This window comes from Mesorhizobium sp. M0676 (genome assembly GCF_040320535.1).
Classification (GTDB): Bacteria; Pseudomonadota; Alphaproteobacteria; order Rhizobiales; family Rhizobiaceae; genus Mesorhizobium.
On sequence record NZ_JAMYPU010000005.1, the window covers coordinates 70,747 to 92,022 of the forward strand.

A 21,276-nucleotide genomic window follows, 5' to 3' on the forward strand; every position below is an offset into this window, starting at 1 on the left:
TGAAGTCTCCACCTCGGACCCCATTCGGTCCCGATTCCGAGGCGCAATCGACGCGGATTTTCGAATGGCGCGCCCATGTCGCACGCCAAGCCCTCAACGCTCGGCGGCTTATGCCCGAGTTATCCAGCTAAATTAAGCAGTCTCATCGGGCGGGCGCTCTGGATTCGCCGACGCCAATCCGCGTGAGCGTACGCGGATCGTCTGACAGATACGATCAACGAGAGAAGCGAGCGCGCCCTGCACAGTGCGTGCCCCAAGAACGGATTGGAGGGTAACGGCCTGTGTTGCAAACCTATGTTTGAAGGCCTCTCCGCCACAGAGGAAATCGACCAGTCCCAAGCCGTGATCAAACGACCACTGTATATACTCCGTAATCAGGACCGCACCCGGCGACGCTCGGCTAAAATCAGGGTCGTAGGTGGTAACGAATGCCATCATGACGTTGTGCTGGACGATGTTGATGGAAACCGCGACCATCGCACCATTGCATTCAAGTACGAAAATGCGCAGCATACCGGCGCGTGACAGCGCGTCCACCAGGGCGGCAAGAACCGGCTCGCCCTCTTCGAAAAGGTCGGATTCACGCGTGTGCTTTTCCAGCCATCTGCGCTTCAGCGCCGACAGTCGCTCCAGCAATGGCTGCAGCGGCTCGTCAGCCGACAGGAGGCGGAATTTCACTTCGCCTGTTTCTTCCAGTATCTTGATGCCGCGCCGATAGTTCTGGCGCATCTTTTTCGGCTGGTCCGCCAGCCACGCTGCTCCGCTGGCCCACTGTCCAGCGACGCGATAACTGACTTCCTCCCGGTGATTGGCGCGAAGCTTGACGCCGCTGGAAGAGCCCGGTGTAAAAATCCTGCGGGCTCCCGCATCCGGCGACAGACGATTGATAAAAGCAAGATCGAAGCCACCCGCCGAACAGATCCGGTTCCAGAGGTCCTGGAGGGCCGATAGGGAGCATTCCGGCGCGACAAGAATATCACCATAGTCCGTATAGCTATTGGCGGCCCATTCGAGGAGCCGAAGTCCTTTTCGTCTGCCGATCGCCAGGGGAATGACAGCGACCAGCCTGTCATCGCTCCATACCAGGCCGATCCGCAGCGAGCGCCGGGCGCGGTCACGCACGGTGCTCCACCATGCCGAAACCCAGGCATGGCTCTGAAAGATCAGTGCATCGGTACGATGCCATAGGTCTACCCATTCGGCTTCGATGGCGGCCAGGCGATCCGTCGAACTGACGATTTCCAGTCGCTCCGCACCAACAGCGTCAATCGAAGCCATTTTGTTCATGGTTGGAGACGGTCCTGCGGCCGCGCGACATCGATGCGCTTTTGAAACAGTCGCACGATATGGTTTGCCATTTTCTTGAGCGGCAGCACGTAAAGTCCAAAAAGCGACTGATAGTCGCGTACGTCGCGATCTATCAGTCCAAACTTGAGGTCTTCGTCCGGATCCGGGATGAACTGCGTTCCGAATATGCGATCCCAGAATGAAAAAAGCAGCCCGAAATTCTTGTCGTAGTGGCGAGGGTCGACACTGTGATGCACCTGGTGCCAGTGCGGACACAAGATGACGCCGTTCAACCGGCCGAAGGAAATCTTCAGATGCGTGTGGCGAACAAAGTCCATCATGAGAATGTTGCGAATGACATAGACGTTGATGCCAAATATGGCGATCTCGACCGGATTAAGCGCAATCAGGCTCCACAAGCCGAAACTGATCCCCGGTATGACGCCGTCCCAGATCCGGTTCATCAGATCGTCCAGGGGGTGAACCCGGTCCTTGGTGATCCCAACCATCACTTCGGCCGAATGATGCACCTTGTGCAATTCCCACAGGAACGGAAAACGGTGCTGGGCAACATGATATAGGTAGTAGGAGATATCGTAAGCAACGAGCATGGTTGCGGTGAAGAGGATGATCGTCACTGGGCCGGCGGGGCCGGGTATCAGCGGTTGCGAGATGCTGAAGAGCCAGCCGACTGCCTGGTTTGTTGCATATCCCGTGGCGGCAACGAAGGTGACACCGGCGGGAATGAGCAGGAAGGGCATCACCAGCCTTTTCGTGATCCAGAACAATGCGTCCGCTCGTGCCGATGGGTGCATGATGACTTCCGCGGGAAAGGCGAAGTCGAAAAAGTCCCGGAAGGATTTCTGTTCGACCGTTCGCCAGTAGGCGACCACCGCGCTCCCCAGCGCCGTGAGCAACAGGAGACCGAGTGTCAGCAGATTGATGTGTGAGAGTTTTTCCACGATCACTCTGGCGAATTCCGAAAACATCGATGCAGTGGCTCCTAGGTGGTGAAATGGCGATCCGGCTCGTCGCGAAGCACATATTGCCAGGCCCATCATATGCTGCCCGCAACTGTGTATCGGGATGCGACTGGCAAAACAATCATGGCCAAATTAGCAGATCAACGGTGTCAAAACCGCTAAATATCTGAACGTAATTAATGTCGAACGCTGCGCCTGCAACCTGCCCGTTATCGGGTCTGCGGCGGACTTGGCGCGAGCCGGATGACTACTCCCTTTTCGCCTACTTGGCCACGCCATGCGAGGCGTTCGGCTGGCTGCCTTGCACCAAAACGCGGCGAAACCCAGCCGCCCTGGCCCGGTGTGTCGCCGCCGGAACGGATGTGGATCGCTGCGTCTGGAAAGTGGATAGTCATCAAAGGTTCAGCGCCGCGCAATACCGTGACAATGTTTCCATCCCTGTTGGCGTGGAGGTCGGCGGCGAGTTGGAAGACGATCTCAGCGACGCGGCTGCCGCCGAGCAGTTGGTCGGTCACGAGGATGCCGTCGCCATCGCGTGTCACGGCGCGTTGATGCACAACGCCGAAGCGGCCTTTGTACCCGTCATGTCGGGCACACAGCCTCCAGTGCGGCCCCGGCTCGCTCTCCACCAATGTCGCAACCGCCTTGTGCGACCAGTTGAACGCCCCGGAGATGATGCTTTGGCTTTTACCCTCTAGGTTCAGCGTGTTGTGCGCCGGCGTCGAGCGGAACCAGTCGCGCCAGCCTCCCCCCGAACCATAGAGCCATGTGCCGGGGTCGACCAGCACCGGATCGCCGTCAATGCACAGGATGAGCGACAGCGCGTCGGCATGACCGTGCGCCGCTATCGAAAGGTAGCCCAGCGGGCCGTGGTCGTATGTCAGATGGACGTTGCGACCATTCATCTCTCCGCGCCAGACGGAGAGCCCGCCTTGCGTGAATGTATGCAATCCATTCGGCACCGGCGCCGGCCGCGGTGGCGCGCCGAAGAAAAGCGCACGAAAATCGCCAGGCTCCGGTGCGCTGCCCGGCATCCGTAGAAAACCACGGATGGCGGCCGCGACCGATCCGACATAATCGGTTTCGCCCCCCAGCGTGATCACGCGGCCTTCATCATTGTCGCCGAAGCCGCTGGTTTTCGGCGGGAGCCAGCCTGCGAAATTGGCGAAAGCGGCCAAACGCGCTTCGACGGGCTGGGGAAAAGGCAGTCCGGCCTGGCGCGCCGCCGCAGCGCACAGCAGGAAAAGTTCGGCACTGAAGGCGGCGTAGGTCGGGGTCTGCTCGGCCCCGGCGCCATCGGCCAGGATCTGTTTGAGCACCTCAGCCAGGAGCGACTCGCGAGCCACCTCGGCCCCGAAAGCCAGACCGATCAAATATTCGCCAGCCAATTCCGCGACGAGATGGTTGTTGGCGGACGAAAAACGGGAGGGAAACCGCGGCAGCCAATAGGCGCTTGCCGCCAGTATTTCACCGATTTTTTTTCGCGTCGCCGCGCCAAGCCGGTCGCCGACGAGGTCGAGCGTGACAATCAGGCTGATGGCTCGTAGCGCGACCTCGATGCCCGAGGCCCAGCCAACGCCCCGAAACGGTGGGTTGGCGAAATGCCAGCTCTCGATCGCCGCCTCGATGGCCGCACGGGATTGATCGTCGCCGGTGAGAAGCAGATGGGCAGCCAGTGGCGGCAGTTGCTGCAGCCGGTTCATTTCCCAAACATATTTTACATCGCCACGGCCGGTGGCATGGCGAAAATCGATATCGAAAGTATGGGTCTTGGGGCCTGGCCAAAGCCGGCCGGTCACCGGATCAAGGCGCCAGAGCTCGGGTGGAAAGAGAGTATAGGGGTCTCGCTGTGGCCAGGTCTGCCCAAGTGCTGAAAACTGGCCCCGAAGAGTGTTTTGCGCAGCCGCCTCGATAGCTTGCCGCTGGGCTGGTGTCGCAGCCGGCACAGCATTCCGCAATCCGTGCAGCACCGGGTGCAACTGCGGCGACGCATAGCGCTGCCAGCCGTTGTCGCGGCGTCGCGAAACGGTCCTCCGGCGCTGCTCGTCCAACCGATGCAATATCTCGGCCAACTCCATGCTGCGCAATCGGTTGAAATACCACCCGACCCTCATCCGCGCTCCGCCAAGATTTTGATCCTCATACACCATCCCGTCGAAAAAGCGTGTGGCGGCATCCTCTTTTCCGTTCCCGCGGTTAATATCTTCGGCCATGACGCGGAGTTTTGCGATGAGAAAAGTTGTCTACGTCATAGCGTGCGCGCTTGGCATGGCTATGTCAGCCGAGGCGGCGCCGATCCCGCTTGAGCGCGGCGTCGGCGTCCATGAATGGCTCAACTGGTCGCCGGTGGAGAAAGATGGTTCCTACAAATGGCCGCCCTATCGCAGCGAGAAGGAATGGCTTGCGGGCGGCAGGCCGCTCACCGATTGGCCGGACGGCGACCAGTTTGATCGCATTCGATCCATGGGCTTCGACTTTGTCCGGCTGAGTGTCGACCCTGGCCCTCTGCTTGCCAGCGAGGGCGCCAAACGACAACAGGCGCTGGACATGCTTGCCGCTGCGGTGCAGCGGGTCGTTTCAAGCGGGCTCAAGGTGGTTTTCGATCTGCATGGCGTCAGCCAGGTTCCAGCCTACAGCATGGAAATGATCTATGGCGGGGCCGACAGCGAGGGTGTTGCCCGCTATCGCAAAATGGTAGTGGCGGTGGCTGCCATGCTGATCAAAATTGGCGCCGACAAGGTCGCCCTCGAGCCCTATAACGAGCCCGCCTACTACCCTTGCGATTCAAGCGGCAGCGATGACTGGCAGCGGATCATGGCAGGCACGGTTCGCGATATTCGCGCCGTCAGCAGCGAACTCACCATCGTCGCGACCGGCGCCTGCGGCGGCAGCATCGCCGGACTGGTCAACCTGGACCCCAACTTCGACGACCCCAACGTCTATTACAGCTTCCACATGTATGATCCGCACAGCTTCACGCACCAGCGGGCCGATGAGAAGAACGCTTTCTCCTCCGGCCTTCCCTGGCCTGCCGACGCCAGCACGCCCGAAGTGGTCGCCGAAACCCTCAAGGCGCAGATGGACGCCGCCGGCTTGAGCCAGATCGAAGAGGTGATGAACATGGCCTCGGCGCGTGAAACAATCGCCCGATACTTTGAGCAGAATTGGGGGCAGAGCCAGCTCGAAGCGCGTTTCCGTCAGGCGGTCGACTGGGCTGAAGCCCATGGCATAGCGAGCCGACGCCTGTTCGTGGGCGAATTCGGCGTTATCTTGATGTCTGCGGATGGCCGCATGGGAGCCTTCGATGCTGATCGCCTGCGCTATCTCATGGCGGTGCGCAGAGAGGCGGAACGCTTCTCAATGCCATGGTCGGCCTGGGAATTCTCCAATCCTTACGGAATGAGTGTTATCCAACCCAAGGGGCCTGCGATCCCGGACCGGGAGATGTTGCGGGCACTGGGCCTGCCATAACTCGTCACCGGGTCAGGATCGGTTAGCGGTCTGCCTGGTTGCTGGCGATCAATCGCGTGAACCCAAGGAGTCTCCAGTTGCAGCCGAGAGGGCCTGATCGAACCAAATCAGGCTCAGTTTTAAAATCACTCCACCGAGCAGCTATTTAATATATTCGCTGTAGATTGGCGTCCTCGATCAGACGCAACCAAGGGAAAGAGGGCCAAGGGAAAGAATGTGCGGAATTGCCGGCTGGATTGGGCGCAGGGTCGAGAAGCCACAAGATCGGGCCGCCGGGATGTCGAATGCCTTGCAGCATCGTGGTCCCGATGCCGAAGGCATCGAACTCCTGGACCTGAACACAGGCGAGGACCAGTTGGCATTGGTGCATCGCCGCCTGGCGATCATCGACTTAAACGCCGATTCAAATCAGCCGATGCAGACCGAGGACGGACGGCTCCGGATTATTTTCAACGGCGAAATATACAACTACATCGAGCTGCGTGAGGAGTTGATCGGTCTTGGCCACCGTTTTCGCACACGCTCCGACACGGAAGTGCTGCTCAGGGCTTATGACCAGTGGCGCCTGGCCATGTTCGACCGATTGAGCGGGATGTTCGCTTTTGCGCTGTGGGACGCTCAACGGCGCGAATTGATCCTCGCTCGCGACCCCTTTGGAAAAAAACCCCTTTACCTCATGCAAGGCAGAAATTTGCTGTCGTTTGCCTCGGAGATCAGCGCGTTGTTGTCTGCGCAGCCAGATGGCCAGCAGCTCGATCTGGATGGAGTGCGCGAGTATCTGACCTGGCGTTACGTGCCTGGACCGCGGACGCTTTTCAAACAGATCCGCAAGCTCAACCCGGGAAGCTACGCTGTGTGGTCGCAAGGGGAAGTAACGGAAACGCGCTATTATGCGCCCCCGGATCAGACCGATCTGACAGCGGATATCGATCCAGGAACCGCCAAGCGACGATTTCTGGAATTGCTCGACCGTTCTGTCGAGATCAGGATGCGCAGTGATGCGCCGTTTGGCGCCTTTCTGTCCGGGGGGCTCGACTCGTCGGCAATCGTTGCCCTGATGACCAGGCACAGCGACAACCCCATTCGTACGTTTTCGGTCGGTTTCAGCGAACAGGCTTACAGCGAGCTTCCATTCGCCCGGCGCGTCGCCGATCATTTCAAGACCGATCATTGCGAAATCGTCATCCAGGCGGATGACCTGATGAATCATCTGCCCAAGATGGTCCGCCATCGGGGGGCACCTGTTTCACAAAGTACGGACATTCCAATTTACCTGATGTCGGTTCGAGCCTCGCGGGACGTCAAGATGGTGCTTACGGGCGAAGGGGCGGACGAGATTCTCGGCGGCTACCCCAAACATCGCGCAGAGTCTCTGGCGGGTGTCTACCGGTCACTTGTTCCAGCGTCGCTTCACAACAATCTCCTCGCCCCTTTGATGCGCGCATTGCCCGGCGCATCGGCCAAGTTCGACATATTTGCCCGAAGCGCGGGTGAACGGGACTTTGCCACCCGGATGATCTCCTGGTTTGGAGCCATGACGGCGCGGGAACGCGATTCGCTCCTCGGTGGATTGGCCACTTGCGGCCATGACCGCAATGATTTCCCGTTCTCTTCGAGTGTGACGGAATCTCATCTGCGCCGTGTGTTGTTTTTTGATCAGACATCGTGGTTGCCCGACAACCTCTTGGAACGGGGCGACCGAGTGATGATGGCCGGTTCAATCGAGGGGCGAATGCCATTCCTTGATCGCGATCTGGTTTCCTTCGTCAGCCAACTGCCCGATCGTTACAGGCTGGGCCTCCTGCACAGCAAACAGATCCTGCGCGACTGCATGGCCGGCATGGTTCCCGACGAGGTCCTCAACCGCCCAAAGATCGGCTTCAAGGTGCCCGTCGCCGAATGGTTCCGCGGGCCGATGAGCGATTATGTACGGGACCATCTGTGTTCGTCCCATTCGGTCATCCGTAGCTATTTGAGCGCCAAGAAGCTGGACCAGATTGTCAGGGAGCACGCCGAGCGCGCCGCGGACCACGAAAAACTGATATGGGCGCTTTTGAACCTGGAGATATTCCACCGCGAATTCGCGCTTGGCCCGCCGCAGTGACGACAATGAAGGACAGCGTCAGCGCTTGACCGATCGCGCCTCGGACGCGACCGATCTCCAGACATCGCAGATCGCGTCGACAAACGGTGCAAGCTCAAGCCTTGCCCGGTGCACCGCCATGGCGGCGGCGCCAAGCCGCGCGCGCAGCGCCGTATCCTCGACCAGCCGAGTTAACGCCTCGGTCAACGCCGCCACATCGCCGGGCGGCACCAACAGACCGGATTGATCGTGGGTGATGATGTCCTCGACCGCGCCAACCGGGGTGGCCACGACAGCCAGGCCGGCCGCCATGCCTTCGATCACCGACATTGGCAGATTTTCGGCGAACGAGGGGAGCACCAGAATATCGGCCGAAGCGATCAGTGATGCGACCTCGTCAGGTCCCACCCAGCCCGGAAAAGCAATACGGTCGGCAATCCCTAGAGCGACCGACCTCGCTCGTGCCGGCTCGACCTCACCATCGCCGGCGATCGTGGCACGCCAACCCCTGAGATGTTTCATCCGCTCCAGCGCCTCGCCCAACTGCGGCACGCCCTTTCGCTCGCCGATGCGGCCGAGGAACAGGATGTGCACGTGATCGCCTCCGCCGACGTGCGCCAGGGAAGGAACTGCCGTGGCGTTGGGAACGATGACAATATTGCCGCCGTTCGCCGGTGCCCGGCTGGCGACGAAATCGCGCCAAAGCCCCCCCAGGACAATCACCCGGCCGGCATGCTCGAACAGAGCCCTGATACGGCGGCTCATGAAACTATGATCATCTTTCCAGAATGTCTGATACTGCGCCCCATGCAGATGAAGGACATATGGTATCGACAACAGCCTGGCGCAGGCGGCGATCATCATCTTGCGATAGGTGCTGCCGGAGACCGATATATTGATGTGAATGACGTCGGCGCGTCTGTCGAGGCGGGCCGCAAGCATCCGCGCGCAAAAACCAAGCATGTAGAAGATCGAAAGCCCGACATGTCCCGGGCCACGGCTGGAAAGAAAGCGCAGATCGATGTCGGCGATCTCTTGCCGTTCGAACTCCTGCTTCAGCGCCCCCATGATCCGGTCGATGCCGCCTTGTCCCGAAACGCCCGAGGGCGTTGCGACCAGGACATGTATTTTTCTATTGTGGGCGAGACGCTGCAACATGACACCATTTGGATTGCGGATGCCGGGTGACCGTAAAGCAAAGGTTCCAAAAAAGGTTTACGACAAATCTTTTGGTTCAAACTGTATCCGTTCACCCTTTGCCGTCATCATGCTGGAATTCCCGTCGGTCAACGATTAATCGACGGCAAATTTTCCGGGAACAACCCTTTGCTGCTCCGTTCCACACTCATCTATGGCCCAGCTATTCTGCTGACGCGGGTTTCCGCTCTGCTCCTGCTGGTCGTCATGACGCGGCTGATCGACCAGACCGAGTATGGCCTGCTGACCCTGGTGGTCACCGTGGGCGAAATGACGGATGTTGCCGTTACCAACTGGCTGCGCATTGCCTTGCTGCGGCTTGGCGGAAAAGGCGACGTCAGCCGTGGCAGCCTGATGCTTGCCGGACAGGTATTGCTTGTCACCACGGTGCTGGCCCTGATCATATCCGTGATCGCCTCGGCGGTGATCGTGCCGGAGCGCTGGATCGAATTTGCAATCGCCGTCTGCAGCTATCTGATTGCCGGCTCCATCAGCCGGTTCGCGTTGACGGTGCTGCAAATGCAGCAGCGTCATTCGCTCTATTCGATGCTTGAATATCTGCGCGGCCTGCTGCAACTCGCCTTGCCGATCGCCGCCATCCTTATCTTCCAACGCTCGTTTCTGACGGTATCGCTCGGCTCGAGCCTCGCCGTGCTGATTGCCGGCATCGTGGCGTGCGTGGTGGCATCCGGGCGCGTTATTGGCGGCCCGCCGCGCTTCACCCACAAGGAGTTTTTTGCCCTCGGCGTGCCCCTCGTCATCATGGCGCTGGTCGGTTTCGGTCTCAACAGCGCTGAACGCGTCTTCCTCAAGCTCTACTACGATGCCGGCGCGGTGGCTGTCTTCGCAGCCGCCTACGCATTGGCTCGGCAGCCGATCGATATGGTCGCCAACGCAATCAACATGGGCGCATTTCCAGAAGTGGTCAGCCGCTTCGACGAAGAGGGATCCGAGGCGTCCGGGCGGTTGTTGTCGCAACTCATGGCCTTGATGATACGCCTTTGCCTGCCGGTCGCAGCAATGCTTATCGCGCTCAGCGGCGACATCACGCGACTCCTGCTGCCCGCGGAATATCATGGTCGCTTCGGTCTGCTGTTTCCGATCATCGCCTTCAGCGTTCTTTGTGCCAATCTCACAAGCTTCGTTTATGGCGTCGTGGTGCACGCACATAAGCGGCCGTGGTTGCTGATCATCGCCAATTCCTTCGGCTCGGTGGCAACGATTTCACTGTCTTTTCTGTTGATCCCCACCATGGCGGAGGTTGGCGCGGCGTTGGCGTTGGCGGGCGGATCGCTGGCAGGTCTTGCAGCCTGCATCGTCATCGCCGAGAGGCTCACGCCGGTGCCGGTTCCCTGGCGCGACATCGCTGTCTCGGCCATCATTTCTATCTGCACCGGACTGGCCGCCAGCCTTGCCAGCACTGCGCTGGGCAATATGCCGGCGATCTTTCCGCTCGCGGCGGGCGGCGTCGCCGGCGCTGCGGCTTTCCTGGGACTGACCTGGTTGTTTCACCCCGCGGCCGTGACGCAGTTCATCGGCAAGCTAAGGGCACGGCTCCGGATCGCATAAATCCCGCGCTATGAGGCATGCTTGTCTGACAGTCGCGAGCCTACGGATTGACGTTTCGGCGTCCCCGGCGAGACCAGAACTCACGCCACAGCAGCAGTGCATAGGCGGTGTTGGTATCGTAGTAGCGGCGCCACAAGCGTCGCGGCTCCTGTGCCACACGGAACAGCCACTCCAGGCCCGCCGCCTGAACCAGTTTCGGTGCCCGGGCGACCTTTCCACCATAGACGTCGAAGCTGCCGCCCACGCCCATGACGAAACTCGGAGCGAGTACGTCGCGATAGCGCTTGAGAAAGCGCTCCTTGCTCGGCGTCGGCATCGCCACAAACAGGCAGTCGGCACCTGAAGCGTTGATGGCCTCGACGATCGCGGCCTCTTCCTCCGCCTTGAAATACCCATTGCGCCGGCCGGCAATGGCCAGGCTCGGATGATCTCTGGCAAGTCGGCTTTCAACTGCGTCGAGAATGTGCTGTTCAGCGCCCAAAAGGTAGGGGCGATAGCCACGCTTGGCGCACAGCGCAAGCAGGTTGATCATGACGTCGACGCCGGTCACACGCTCCGGCAACTCGACGCCGCAGAGCCGCGCGCCCCAAAGCACGCCTTTGCCGTCGACATTGACCATATCCGCCCCGACGACATCCTCGCGCAGTTCGGCATTCTTGCGCATGTTCACAAGCTTGGCGACGTTCACGACAACATGATGAAGCGGTCGCCGCGTCGCCATCGCCTCGTCTGCGATGGCCAGCGTCTCGGCCATGGTCAGCGCATGGATGGTCGCACCGAGAAACTCGCGGCGGCGTGATGCCAATAGAGAGTGTTGCGCCCATGCCGGGTCATGCGAGTTCATGCCGCTTCTCCGGTGCGAGCGAGAGACTGCGAGCGTTCCATTTCGGATTTCTTGCCTTCGATGCGGGCGTCGGGCTTGCGCGCCTTGCGCCAGGTCCACAGGCCCCGTGTGTCGACGAGCTTCTTGTCCTTGAGCGCTTCGGGATCGATCAGATTGAATTGTCGATGGTCGACCAGCAGGACGACGATATCGGATTGGTCAATAGCGGAAAGTGCATCGGTGAACATGACGCCGCTGCCCTCGAGCTCGTGTGGCAACTGACGCGCATTGGGCTCGGCAGCGACGATCTTGATATTGGGAATCTTGGACAGAAGCTTAACAACCTCGACAGCCGGGCTCTCGCGCATATCGTCGATATTGGGTTTGAAGCTGAGGCCAAGACAGGCGATCGTCTGCTTGCGGGTCGGGTCGAGCAATGCCTCGATGTCCCTGACCACCGACAAGGGTCGCTCGGAATTGATGCGCCGTGCCGAACTGATCAGCCGCGTATTGTTCGGTGCGGCGTCGATGATAAAATACGGATCGATCGCAATGCAGTGGCCGCCCACGCCCGGGCTCGGCTGCAGGATGTTCACGCGAGGATGCCGGTTGGCGAGATCGATTACCTCCCAGACGTTGAGCGACAGATCCTGGCACACCGCCGCAAGCTCATTGGCGAAGGCGATATTGACATCGCGGAACGCATTTTCAGTCAGCTTAACCAGTTCCGCGCTTTCGGCCTGGGTTATGAACAGGTCGCCGGCGACGAAGCTTGAATAGAGTGCCGCTGTCCGCTCCGAAGACTTTCGGGACAGTCCGCCGATCGAGCGATCATTGTTGATCAGCTCGGTCAGCACCTTTCCCGGCAGCACGCGCTCGGGAGAGTAGGCGACCAGGACGTCAGCTTCCTCGCCATGCGCAACGGGAAATTTGAGATCGGGTCGCAGTTCCGCGAGCAGCGCTGTCATGACACGCGTCGTACCGACCGGCGATGTTGATTCCAGCACCACCAGGTCGTCCCGTTTTAGCACCGGAGCGATGCTTCGCGCTGCCGCAAGCACGTAGCTGACATCCGGCTTGCGGTCCGGGGTGATCGGAGTTGGAACGGCGATAATATAGGCATCGGCCGGCTGAGGCGTGCTGAATGCCTTGAGCTTGCCATTGGCGACAACTTTCTGGATCAAACCATCCAGGTCCGGTTCGATGATGTGGATTTCGCCGCGGTTGACCTTCGCGACCACCGCCTCGTTGATATCGACACCGATGACATCGAGTCCGCGGCTGGCAAAAATGGCACAGGTCGGCAGGCCGATATAGCCCATGCCGATAACGGAAACGGTTTTGATTTCAGCCATGATTCAGCAATTCCTCAACGATCCGGCTCGCAGCTTGGCCATTGCCGTATGGATTGTGCCTCTCCGCCATGCCGCGATAGACGCTCTCATCATCGAGCAGGCTATTGGCATTGGCCAGAATTTTTTCGATATCGGTGCCGACCAGCCGGGCAGTACCAGCGGCGATCCCTTCGGGTCGCTCCGTGTTTTCCCGCATCACCAGCACCGGCTTGCCGAGTGAAGGCGCCTCTTCCTGCACGCCGCCGCTGTCGGTCAACACCAGGTAGCTCTGTTTCTGCAGGTACAGGAACGGCAAATAGTCCTGCGGGTCGATCAGGTGGATGTTCGGCACCGTCCCGATTTCGGCCTCGACCACGGAGCGCACATTCGGGTTGGGATGGACCGGGTAGATGATCTGCACATCCCTGCGCGCCGACAATGCCTTCAGCGCGGTGCAGATTCTCTGGATGCCGCCATCGAAATTCTCACGGCGATGACCGGTGACGAGTATCATTTTCTTGGTCGGATCGATGAAGGGGAAACGAGCGGCGAGCTTGGCGTTCATCAACTTGTCGGCATCGATCTCGCTGGAGAAATGCAGCAGCGTGTCGATCACGGTATTGCCGGTTACGAAGATGGTGTTCGCAGCCTTTCCTTCGGCGATGAGATTGTCGCGCGCCTCGGTGGTCGGCGCAAAATGCCAGGTGGCGATGTTGCCGGCAATCTTGCGGTTCAGTTCCTCCGGAAAGGGAGAGTTGATGTTGTGGCTGCGCAATCCCGCCTCGATATGGGCAACCGGAATGTGCTTGTAGAAGGCAGCTAGAGCCGCGGTCATCGCGGTGGTTGTGTCGCCCTGGACGACGACGATGTCCGGCTTCGCCTTCTCCAGCACCCCCGCCATTCCGAGGAGCACGCGCGAGGTCACGTCGAACAACGTCTGACCTGGCTGCATGATGTTGAGATCGTAGTGCACCGGCAGGCCCGTCAATTCAATGACCTGATCGACCATCTCGCGATGCTGGCCCGTCACACATATTTCCGTGGTAAAGCCTGGATGGGCGAGCGCGGCGCGCGCCACCGGAAAACATTTGAGCGCCTCCGGCCTCGTGCCGAACACGATCAGCAGTTTTCGCCTTGAGGGCAATCTCGGATGTGAAACGGCGTTCATGGTTGACCCTGGTCACCGAAAGCGTGGGCGCCCGGCTGACATGTGCTTTCAGCCTAACAATAGCGCCCTGAACCGCCTTCGTATTCAAAAAAATTAACGTATGATTAACGCTAGAGTCCGCAGCCCCCCTTGGGCAACCCTTGCCAGGAACAGTGGGGAAAGATACCAAAGCAAAGCCATTTTTTGCTTTAACGAGAATAACTTGGGTTGACTAATATTTTAATCATCGGCCACGCCGTCGCATCCCGGCGCTGGGAAAATGAGCTTTTTAAGCGGTTGGATGCGGCAGGTTACGTGGTCTCGAGTTGCAACGCGCCGGCGGCGGCGCCAACCGCTCGGGGGCTGGACACTGTCTTGGCGATCGAGAGCCGGCGTTTCGGTCCCTCGCTGGCGGGCCGGTCCGAGCCGTTGCCGCCCATCGATCGCGGCCCTCCGGACCTCGTCATAGATCTCACTGCCAGCGCAACGGGGCAAGACGCGCCAGTCTTGAGGCTCGAATTTTGCGGTCGCAACAGCTTTCCAGCCGGCGTTGCCGCAATGTTGGCGAGCGGACAATTGCCTGAACTTCGCGCTCGCCTCGATGGCGTTGTCGTAGCCCAGGCTAGACCGATGCTGGCAGACAAGCTGTGGCTATCTCGAAGCTGCAACGACCTGCTCGCCGGTGCCATGTCGCTGATCATGCAAACCGTCGCCCGCTTCTTTGCGGGCAAGCTTGTGCCGGTAAGCGACAACCCGGTGCCGATCCTGAAGAACGACAGTTTTGTTCGACACTATGTGCCCTTTTTCGGCAGGGCCTTGATCGATCGCGCCGTGCAAAAAATCAGGCGGGGACGACGCCCCTTCTATTGGCAGGTTGCCTATCGGGTGATCGACGGACCAGGCATCGCCGAAACTAGGCAACTCGACGGCAAACCGTTCACAGTCCTGCCGGACGATGGCCAACGCTTCTATGCCGACCCGTTCGTCTTCGAGGTCGACCGCCGCCATCATCTGTTTGTCGAGGAATTTCCCTACGCGACGAGTCGCGGCGTGATTTCCGTCGCCGAGCTCGGTGACGATGGCACTTTCGGTGTTCCAAGGGTTGTATTGGAGGAAGCGCACCACCTGTCGTATCCGCAGGTGTTCGCACACGATGGCGAGATTTTCATGATCCCCGAAAGTGGTTCGGCTCGCGAACTTGTGCTCTATCGCGCCGCGCAGTTCCCCGACCGCTGGGTCCGCGACACGGTGCTGATGACGGACAGGGATTTCAACGACGCGACTCTGCTCGAATCCGACGGTCGCTTCTGGCTGGTTGGAACGGAGCGGTTCGGCTGCGGCAACGCGTCGGACACGATGGCGGTCTATTGCGCACCCTCGCTGCGCGGGCCATGGGTCGTCCATCCGCTCAATCCCATTGCCGTCGATCATTCGGCCACCCGGCCGGGCGGCGCCTTTATCCGCCAGGACGATGCCCTGGTGCTGCCGGTGCAGAACGGATCGAGGGCCTATGGCGGTGGTCTGGGGCTGATGCGGCTTGAGCGACTCGACGCGTCCGATGTCCGTTTTGCCTCGCCCCGGCCGATCGGCGCGGGTCCGGCATGGGCACGCATGGGCATTCATACGCTTAACCGCGCCGGCAATGTCGAGGTCGTGGACAGCGCGGGCTGACTGAAGCGCTGAAAGCCGTGACCGTCCCGTTGCGAGGCCTGCTTATTTGTTCTCCGTGGCAATGTGAGGAAGCGGTGTGTTTCTCGTCTTCCTTTTGCCGTTCAGGGTCTGAAGAATCGGCTTTTCGATCATCTGGTAAATCACCAGACTGACGAGGCAGGCTGCCACGATGCTGACCACCGACACCAACAATACCGTTGTCGGATGCTCGTATCCGACGGTGCGTCTGGCTAGGTACGCCACAGCGCCGATCACGAAGATATGCGACAGGTAAAGCGCGTAGGAAGCGTCGCCCAACTGCTCAAGAAGGCTCCAGTGCTTGAGTTTCGGCTCCAGAATGAGGCTGAGATGAAGCAGGCCCGCCGCCCACATTGCTTGTCCCGCGAAGCTGATCTGACCCAAGAGCGGCGTTCCGTCATCGACGAATGAAAGCACCACGCCTGCAGCGGTCATTACGCCGAATACCCAGGCATGGCGTATGTCGGAAGTGAAATCACCGTCCAAATAGCGCCGCCCTATCCACATGCCGATGACGAATGCCACCGGAGAAGGGTTGAGATAGAACTGGATAACAGGGTTGGTGGGAGCCAGCCACAGCCCGGCTATCCACATCGCAATGAAAAAGACCGTCAGCACAAATACGCGCGAGGTCACGGACAGGAATGCGAACACCGCAAAAGCGATGTAGAAAAATACCTCGTAATTAAGCGTCCAGCCGAGTGAGAGAATTGGACTGGCGCTATCCCGTCCAGGCGCTTCGTGAACAATGAAGAGGAGCGACTGAAGATAGTGGGGCCATGTAAAGACGGTCTTCTGGAAGAGACTTGGCGCGAGCGCCGCCAGAACCGCGGCGAGGCTGGTGAAAAGCCAGTAAAGGGGGATGATCCGTATTGCTCGGCGTTTCAGGAAGGTGGCAGCGGAAAACGGACCATCTCCCGTAATATGGACCATTATGAAACCGCTGATGACAAAGAACAGAACGACGCCCAGGCGGCCCGCCGTCACAATAATCAGATTGTCCACGCCAATCTGATAGGAAAAAGCGTGTGCGAACAGAACCAGCAAGGCGGCGCAGGCGCGAAGATACTGAATCGAATAGAATTTCTTCACCTTGATCTCCTGCGCTTCGCCGGCGCCTGATGCCATTGTGCGGTCCACAGGCATCGCGTCGGGCGCCGTGCAAAGCATCGCCATCAATACGACTGGCCAATTAAGTGTGGGTTACCGACTTCACGAGATAGCGTAAATCCGGCTGCCGATGCATGTCGCGCAAGTGCATTGCGTGCATTCGTTCCCACGCGGCGCACTTTGGTGAGATTTCAATGAGCGGTGTCCGGCTATTCGGCAAAGCTGACATGTGGCGGCCCATGCCGGGCATCGCCACTGTTAAGATCGGGTTATCCATATTCCTTTACGTTCGTGCAGGAAAATGTACCCGGGGGTGCGTTCGTCCCCTGCCATCTCAATCGCAAGCCGCAACGCTGGTCAGATAATCGTGAGTGTCACCCCCACAGAGCAACAGTTCGTGACCGCCCAGGCCAGCCGCCAAGACGCCCTCTCACTCCTGTTCTTTCTCCTCGCGGCCTTCGCTTTCCTGCTCCGCTCGACCATCTCTCCGCAGTTGATGAATATGGTGATGTCCTATTCGACGGAGGGGGGGTCGTTTCCCGAAAAGCTGCATATCGGGACCTATGCGATCTTTCTGCTGCTTGTCGTCATCGCCACGACCCGGCCAATTCGGCTCGAAGGCGATGAAGTCAGGCTGTTCAAGGCGACATTGTTATATTCGCTGCTGCTGTTGTGGCTGGTGCCTTATCTCTTCGTGATAGGCCGTGCCGGCTCGGCCGGCTTCATAATCGATTCCTATCTGGTCTCTTGTGCCGCGGCGATGATCATGCTTGCCCTGGGTGACCATGTGCGCAGGGCGCTTGGCAACGTCATCGTCGGCATGATTGTCCTCAGCGCCATCATCGGAACGATCGAGGCCGTCACCCAGCATCGATTCCTGCCCTATCCCCTCGTTGAGCTGGACTTTCGGCCGATCGGACTGTCGGCCCATCCGCTGGCGCTGGGCGCGCTTTGCACCACCGCCATAGGTTTCGTTGCATTGACGCGGTGGCGTATCTGGGTGTGCGCGCTTTGCATCTTCATTCTCTTCATCGGCACGGCCGCTTCGGGCGCGCGCACCGCCCTGCTGCTCGCTTGCGGCGAGATCCTGTTCCTGCTCGTGTTCCTGCCTTGGCCGGACCTGTCACCCAGACATCAACGCCAGGCCAAACTCCTGGTGGTGATGCTGACGCTGGCCGGTGGCGCCATACTGATTGCGATACTCTTTTCGGCGGGGCTGCTGAACCGCTTCAGCAACACGCTCTTTGATCAAAATTACGACGCGCGCGTCAAGATCTACGATGTATTCAAGTTCGTTGAATGGAGGGACATCCTGCTTGGCATGAATCCCAACGAGTTGTTGAAGATCGTCAACGAAAAGCTCAACCTCCCCTTCATCGAAAGCACGCCGGTCGTTCTTACGCTTCTATTCGGCCTGCCGATCGCCTTGCTCTTCGCGTTTGCTTTCTTCCGGTTCCTTTTCAAGCTCCTGCGCAATACGCCTCGGGCCGCCCATATCGCAGCGGCCGCGTCAATTCTCGCGGCATTGTCAAACAATGCCCTCTCTTCGAAGGCGCCGGATATCATGCTGCTCGTCATCTTGTTGCTCGCTTATCGAAAGCCGGATAGGCGCCAAACCGGCACGCTTCAAGGCCAACCAGCATCAACAGCGACATGACGCCAAGCCCGCTCCTTGTGGGTGCCCGCGCAACGACCTCTTGCACCTTTGATTTGAAACGTCTGCACGCTTTGCCAGGCTACGACGGGCGTGGCAGAACACCAACCAAGGGTGGATAGATCGCTGTTCCGGAACGCGCCTGACACGCCTGAAAATGAAATATTAACGATGTTTCCGTAAAGCAGCCTGTGCGTATTGAATATTAAAGGGTTAGCATGATGTCCGCCGCTTCCGGTCCTCCTCCAGCCGCGGCCGCCGCCGGCACTAGCCCCTATGAACGGATCGAAAATGCGCGGCGCGCCAGCAGGCCAAAGCCGCAACAAACCGCGCCGATCATGGCACATGCGGCGGCACCAGCTGTAACGTCGGCCCCTGTAGCGTCGGCCCCTGTGTCGCCTGCACCCGTGGCGCCGCCTGTAGCCGAGCCCGTCACGACGGTGACGCTCAACAAGATCGGAACCTTTCTCGAACTCGATTTCGGGCGTCTGTTTGTCTGGCTGCGCGCCGGCCTCGCTCTGGTATGCCTGCTGGCAATCGTCGGCGGGATCATCGGCGGTGCCTACGCTCTGCTGAGCAAGCAGCGCTACACCGTGACCACGGACATCCTCATCAATCCCGCCAATCTTCAGGTTGTTCCGAATGATCTTTACCCGCAATCGGCCCAGGTCGATGGACAGCTGCTCAGCGCGCGCAGCAAAGAGCGCATCTTGACCTCGGGCAGCGTGCTTTCACGTGTTGTAGACGATCTTGACCTGGCCAGTGACCCGGAGTTCTTCGACGCGGACCGTAGCCGCACAGGGACGGACGGCGCCAAACCCGATCCAAAGCTTACCGCCCTGAAGAACCTGGCGGAACGGGTTAGCAGCATCGCGGATGAAAAGTCGTTTGTCACGACCTTGATGGTATCGGCGGAAACCCCCGCTAAGGCGATCCTGATTTCGCAGGATATCGTCAAGACTTTCCAGGAAGAGCTGGCCAGCGCCGAGGCTTCCGGCGCCAGCCGTGCCGCGGCCGCGCTGGACGGGCGGCTGGGCCAGCTCAAGAGCGATGTGCAGGCGGCCGAAGAGAAGGTCGAGGCCTATAGGCGCAGCCACAATCTGGCCACCAGCAATGGGCAGCTTGTTTCCTCGCAAACCATGACCCAGCTCAACGGCCAGATCGTGGAGACGCAATCGCGCGTCATCGCCGCCCAGGCAAGTTACGACGCCCTGCTTGCCGCCGGCGCAAACGGCAACAATTCCGGTCCCGCCACGTCGGAGGCGCTTGTGGCGCTGCGCGCAACGGCCAACGGCCTGCGCCAGCAGATCGATTCGCAGTCGATGACCTTTGGCCCCCGTCATCCGTCGATCGTCAGGCTGAAGACGGAGTACAACACGGTCAGCGCGCAACTCAGCGCCGAATACGCGCGCACCCTGCGCCTGGCGAAGGTCAATCTCGATGCCGCCAAAACCTCGTCGGCCTCCCTCAATGCCAAGATGAATGACTTGAAGGGCAACGTGTTCTCGGATAGCGATTCCGAGGTCGCCTTGCGTGAGCTTGAACGTGACGCCGCCTCGAAGACGGCTATCTATGAGAGCTTCCTGTCGCGCGCACGCCAGATAACCGAGCGCGAACAGATCGACAGCACCAATGTGCAGGTAATTTCAACCGCAGTGCCGCCAAAGGGCCGTTCATGGCCCCCGCGCACCGTCGTGATGATCGGCCTAGGGGCCATTGGCGGCATCATCCTTGGCATGTTGCTCGCCATTACCCTGGGTATCGTGCGCGACATGCGTCTTCCGCCGAACCGCCCGGACGTCATTGCCAGCCGCGCCTGAAATGGCGAAGCGGATTGTCTTTCACATTGCCAGCCTCAGGGGCGGCGGCGCCGAGCGCGTGTTCGTCCTGATGGCGAACGAACTGGCATCGCGCGGCCACAACGTCACGCTTTTTACCTGGAACGCGCAGGGGCCCAATGCCGCCCTGCTTTCGCCTGCCGTACATCTGGTCGATTTCGGCCTCCCCATTCGCGGCGAGGGTTATGGCAAGTGGGCGACATTGAAAGGCATCGTGCGAAGCGCGGGCCTGCTTGGCCGCGTTTCTCCCGACGCGATCTACAGCGCCCCGGAATTCGCCAATCTGGTCGTGGCGCTGGCGCTTTGCCTCGCGCGAAGCAAGGCGCGGTTCTTCCCGAGTTTCCACGCCGCCGCCTCACTGCCTTCCGGCAGCCTTGGCGCGAAAATGGCAGTCTGGCTTTCGGCCCTGGTTGCGGCCCGTGCCGACAGGGCCATCGCGGTTTCTGAGGGCGTCGGCGGCGATCTTGTGGCCCGAGGCTTCCCGAAATCCAAGGTCGTGGTCATCAACAACCCGCTGCCGCCGGCTGCGGCATCCCAGCAACGCTCCTACGCCTGGCAGGCAGAGCTCGCGGCGATGGGCGACGGCCCCGTCATCATCACCGCCGGACGCCTAGTGCCCGTTAAGGATCATTGGACGTTGCTGCGGGCCTTCGCTGTGCTGCGCGCCGGCCGCCGGGCTCGGCTTGTCATCTTCGGCGAGGGTCCGCTGGGCGACGAGTTGCGCGCCTATGCCGAAGAATCCGGTATCGGCGCAGACGTTCTGTTTGCGGGCTATGTCAATGATCCGGCGGCCTGCTACGCCGTAGCTGACTTGTTCGTCCTATCATCGACCAGCGAGGGCTTCGGCAATGTTCTCGTCGAGGCCATGGCAGCGGGGATTCCGGTGGTCTCCACGGACGCGCCGCACGGCCCGCGCGAAATACTTGATGACGGCCGCTTCGGCGCCCTGGTGCCGGTCGGCGATGCCGCGGCCCTGGCAGTGGCGATGGCCAGAATGCTCGACCAGCCGACAACCGCCGCGATCCTGAAAAGCAGGGCGGCGGATTTCGAAATTGAAAAGATCGGAGACCGGTACGAGGCGTTGCTCTGAA

The 21,276-nt window shown here is 60.0% G+C and carries 15 protein-coding genes; 7 read left to right on the forward strand and 8 right to left on the reverse strand.

Annotated features, from left to right (window positions below; genetic code table 11):
• Positions 1-132: 132 nt before the first annotated feature.
• From NKI35_RS07135 to NKI35_RS07145, 3 genes are all read right to left on the reverse strand, one after another.
• The gene (locus NKI35_RS07135; protein WP_352739247.1) at positions 133-1,287 is read right to left on the reverse strand and encodes a GNAT family N-acetyltransferase; all 1,155 of its coding nucleotides are present in this window, start codon (positions 1,285-1,287) and stop codon (positions 133-135) included.
• On the reverse strand, positions 1,284-2,276 hold the full coding sequence (locus tag NKI35_RS07140; protein WP_023691685.1) for a sterol desaturase family protein: 993 nt from the start codon (positions 2,274-2,276) through the stop codon (positions 1,284-1,286). The genes NKI35_RS07135 and NKI35_RS07140 overlap by 4 nt, the downstream gene beginning before the upstream one ends.
• 203 nt (positions 2,277-2,479) lie before the next feature.
• Positions 2,480-4,483: a heparinase II/III family protein gene (locus tag NKI35_RS07145; RefSeq protein WP_352739249.1), complete on the reverse strand. Its 2,004-nt coding sequence runs from the start codon at positions 4,481-4,483 to the stop codon at positions 2,480-2,482.
• Between the two features lie 61 nt (positions 4,484-4,544).
• Between NKI35_RS07145 and NKI35_RS07150 the strand changes: the two genes are divergently transcribed.
• Positions 4,545-5,741, forward strand: coding sequence for a glycoside hydrolase family 5 protein (locus NKI35_RS07150; protein ID WP_352739251.1), 1,197 nt, complete (start codon positions 4,545-4,547; stop codon positions 5,739-5,741).
• A 214-nt stretch (positions 5,742-5,955) separates the two neighbouring features.
• Positions 5,956-7,845, forward strand: a complete 1,890-nt coding sequence (gene asnB / locus NKI35_RS07155; RefSeq protein WP_352739253.1) for an asparagine synthase (glutamine-hydrolyzing) — start codon at positions 5,956-5,958, stop codon at positions 7,843-7,845.
• An 18-nt stretch (positions 7,846-7,863) separates the two neighbouring features.
• Here the strand turns inward: asnB and NKI35_RS07160 are convergent, their stop codons facing one another.
• Complete coding sequence (locus tag NKI35_RS07160; protein ID WP_352739255.1) at positions 7,864-8,982, reverse strand: glycosyltransferase family 4 protein; 1,119 nt, start codon at positions 8,980-8,982, stop codon at positions 7,864-7,866.
• A gap of 168 nt (positions 8,983-9,150) precedes the next feature.
• Between NKI35_RS07160 and NKI35_RS07165 the strand changes: the two genes are divergently transcribed.
• On the forward strand, positions 9,151-10,590 hold the full coding sequence (locus tag NKI35_RS07165) for a lipopolysaccharide biosynthesis protein (protein ID WP_352739258.1): 1,440 nt from the start codon (positions 9,151-9,153) through the stop codon (positions 10,588-10,590).
• A 40-nt stretch (positions 10,591-10,630) separates the two neighbouring features.
• On the opposite strand, the gene NKI35_RS07170 is transcribed toward NKI35_RS07165, so the two are convergent.
• The 3 genes from NKI35_RS07170 to wecB are packed head-to-tail and all read right to left on the reverse strand — an operon-like array spanning position 10,631 to position 13,915.
• Positions 10,631-11,434: a WecB/TagA/CpsF family glycosyltransferase gene (locus tag NKI35_RS07170; RefSeq protein ID WP_023725122.1), complete on the reverse strand. Its 804-nt coding sequence runs from the start codon at positions 11,432-11,434 to the stop codon at positions 10,631-10,633.
• A complete protein-coding gene (gene wecC / locus NKI35_RS07175; RefSeq protein WP_023686301.1) occupies positions 11,431-12,768 on the reverse strand; it encodes a UDP-N-acetyl-D-mannosamine dehydrogenase in 1,338 nt (445 codons plus the stop codon). Before wecC ends, NKI35_RS07170 begins: the two co-directional genes overlap by 4 nt.
• The gene (gene wecB, locus NKI35_RS07180) at positions 12,761-13,915 is read right to left on the reverse strand and encodes a non-hydrolyzing UDP-N-acetylglucosamine 2-epimerase (protein ID WP_352544954.1); all 1,155 of its coding nucleotides are present in this window, start codon (positions 13,913-13,915) and stop codon (positions 12,761-12,763) included. Before wecB ends, wecC begins: the two co-directional genes overlap by 8 nt.
• Before the next feature lie 609 nt (positions 13,916-14,524).
• Here wecB and NKI35_RS07185 point away from each other — a divergent pair.
• A complete protein-coding gene (locus NKI35_RS07185) occupies positions 14,525-15,565 on the forward strand; it encodes a glucosamine inositolphosphorylceramide transferase family protein (RefSeq protein ID WP_352739260.1) in 1,041 nt (346 codons plus the stop codon).
• A 42-nt stretch (positions 15,566-15,607) separates the two neighbouring features.
• Here NKI35_RS07185 and NKI35_RS07190 read toward each other — a convergent pair whose 3' ends face one another.
• A complete protein-coding gene (locus tag NKI35_RS07190) occupies positions 15,608-16,711 on the reverse strand; it encodes an acyltransferase family protein (RefSeq protein ID WP_352739262.1) in 1,104 nt (367 codons plus the stop codon).
• Positions 16,712-17,090: 379 nt separating this feature from the next.
• Here NKI35_RS07190 and NKI35_RS07195 point away from each other — a divergent pair, with 379 nt between their 5' ends.
• The 3 genes from NKI35_RS07195 to NKI35_RS07205 all read left to right on the forward strand — a co-directional run bounded on the left by NKI35_RS07195 (position 17,091) and on the right by NKI35_RS07205 (position 21,275).
• A complete protein-coding gene (locus NKI35_RS07195) occupies positions 17,091-18,350 on the forward strand; it encodes a VpsF family polysaccharide biosynthesis protein (RefSeq protein ID WP_352739264.1) in 1,260 nt (419 codons plus the stop codon).
• 437 nt (positions 18,351-18,787) lie between these two features.
• Positions 18,788-20,167 carry a GumC family protein gene (locus NKI35_RS07200; RefSeq protein WP_352739266.1) on the forward strand — a complete coding sequence of 460 codons (1,380 nt, stop codon included), beginning with the start codon at positions 18,788-18,790 and terminating at the stop codon, positions 20,165-20,167.
• Between the two features lies 1 nt (position 20,168).
• Positions 20,169-21,275 (forward strand): glycosyltransferase, encoded by a 1,107-nt coding sequence (locus NKI35_RS07205; protein WP_352739424.1) that lies wholly within the window; start codon positions 20,169-20,171, stop codon positions 21,273-21,275.
• Position 21,276: the final 1 nt, after the last annotated feature.

Coding starts and splice junctions, on each gene's coding strand:
- NKI35_RS07135 (WP_352739247.1), bottom strand. CDS start 1,287: ATGAACAAAATGGCTTCGATTGACGCTGTTGGTGCGGAGCGACTGGAA.
- NKI35_RS07140 (WP_023691685.1), bottom strand. CDS start 2,276: ATGTTTTCGGAATTCGCCAGAGTGATCGTGGAAAAACTCTCACACATC.
- NKI35_RS07145 (WP_352739249.1), bottom strand. CDS start 4,483: ATGGCCGAAGATATTAACCGCGGGAACGGAAAAGAGGATGCCGCCACA.
- NKI35_RS07150 (WP_352739251.1), top strand. CDS start 4,545: ATGTCAGCCGAGGCGGCGCCGATCCCGCTTGAGCGCGGCGTCGGCGTC.
- asnB (WP_352739253.1), top strand. CDS start 5,956: ATGTGCGGAATTGCCGGCTGGATTGGGCGCAGGGTCGAGAAGCCACAA.
- NKI35_RS07160 (WP_352739255.1), bottom strand. CDS start 8,982: ATGTTGCAGCGTCTCGCCCACAATAGAAAAATACATGTCCTGGTCGCA.
- NKI35_RS07170 (WP_023725122.1), bottom strand. CDS start 11,434: ATGAACTCGCATGACCCGGCATGGGCGCAACACTCTCTATTGGCATCA.
- wecC (WP_023686301.1), bottom strand. CDS start 12,768: ATGGCTGAAATCAAAACCGTTTCCGTTATCGGCATGGGCTATATCGGC.
- wecB (WP_352544954.1), bottom strand. CDS start 13,915: ATGAACGCCGTTTCACATCCGAGATTGCCCTCAAGGCGAAAACTGCTG.
- NKI35_RS07185 (WP_352739260.1), top strand. CDS start 14,525: ATGCTGGCAGACAAGCTGTGGCTATCTCGAAGCTGCAACGACCTGCTC.
- NKI35_RS07190 (WP_352739262.1), bottom strand. CDS start 16,711: ATGGCATCAGGCGCCGGCGAAGCGCAGGAGATCAAGGTGAAGAAATTC.
- NKI35_RS07205 (WP_352739424.1), top strand. CDS start 20,169: ATGGCGAAGCGGATTGTCTTTCACATTGCCAGCCTCAGGGGCGGCGGC.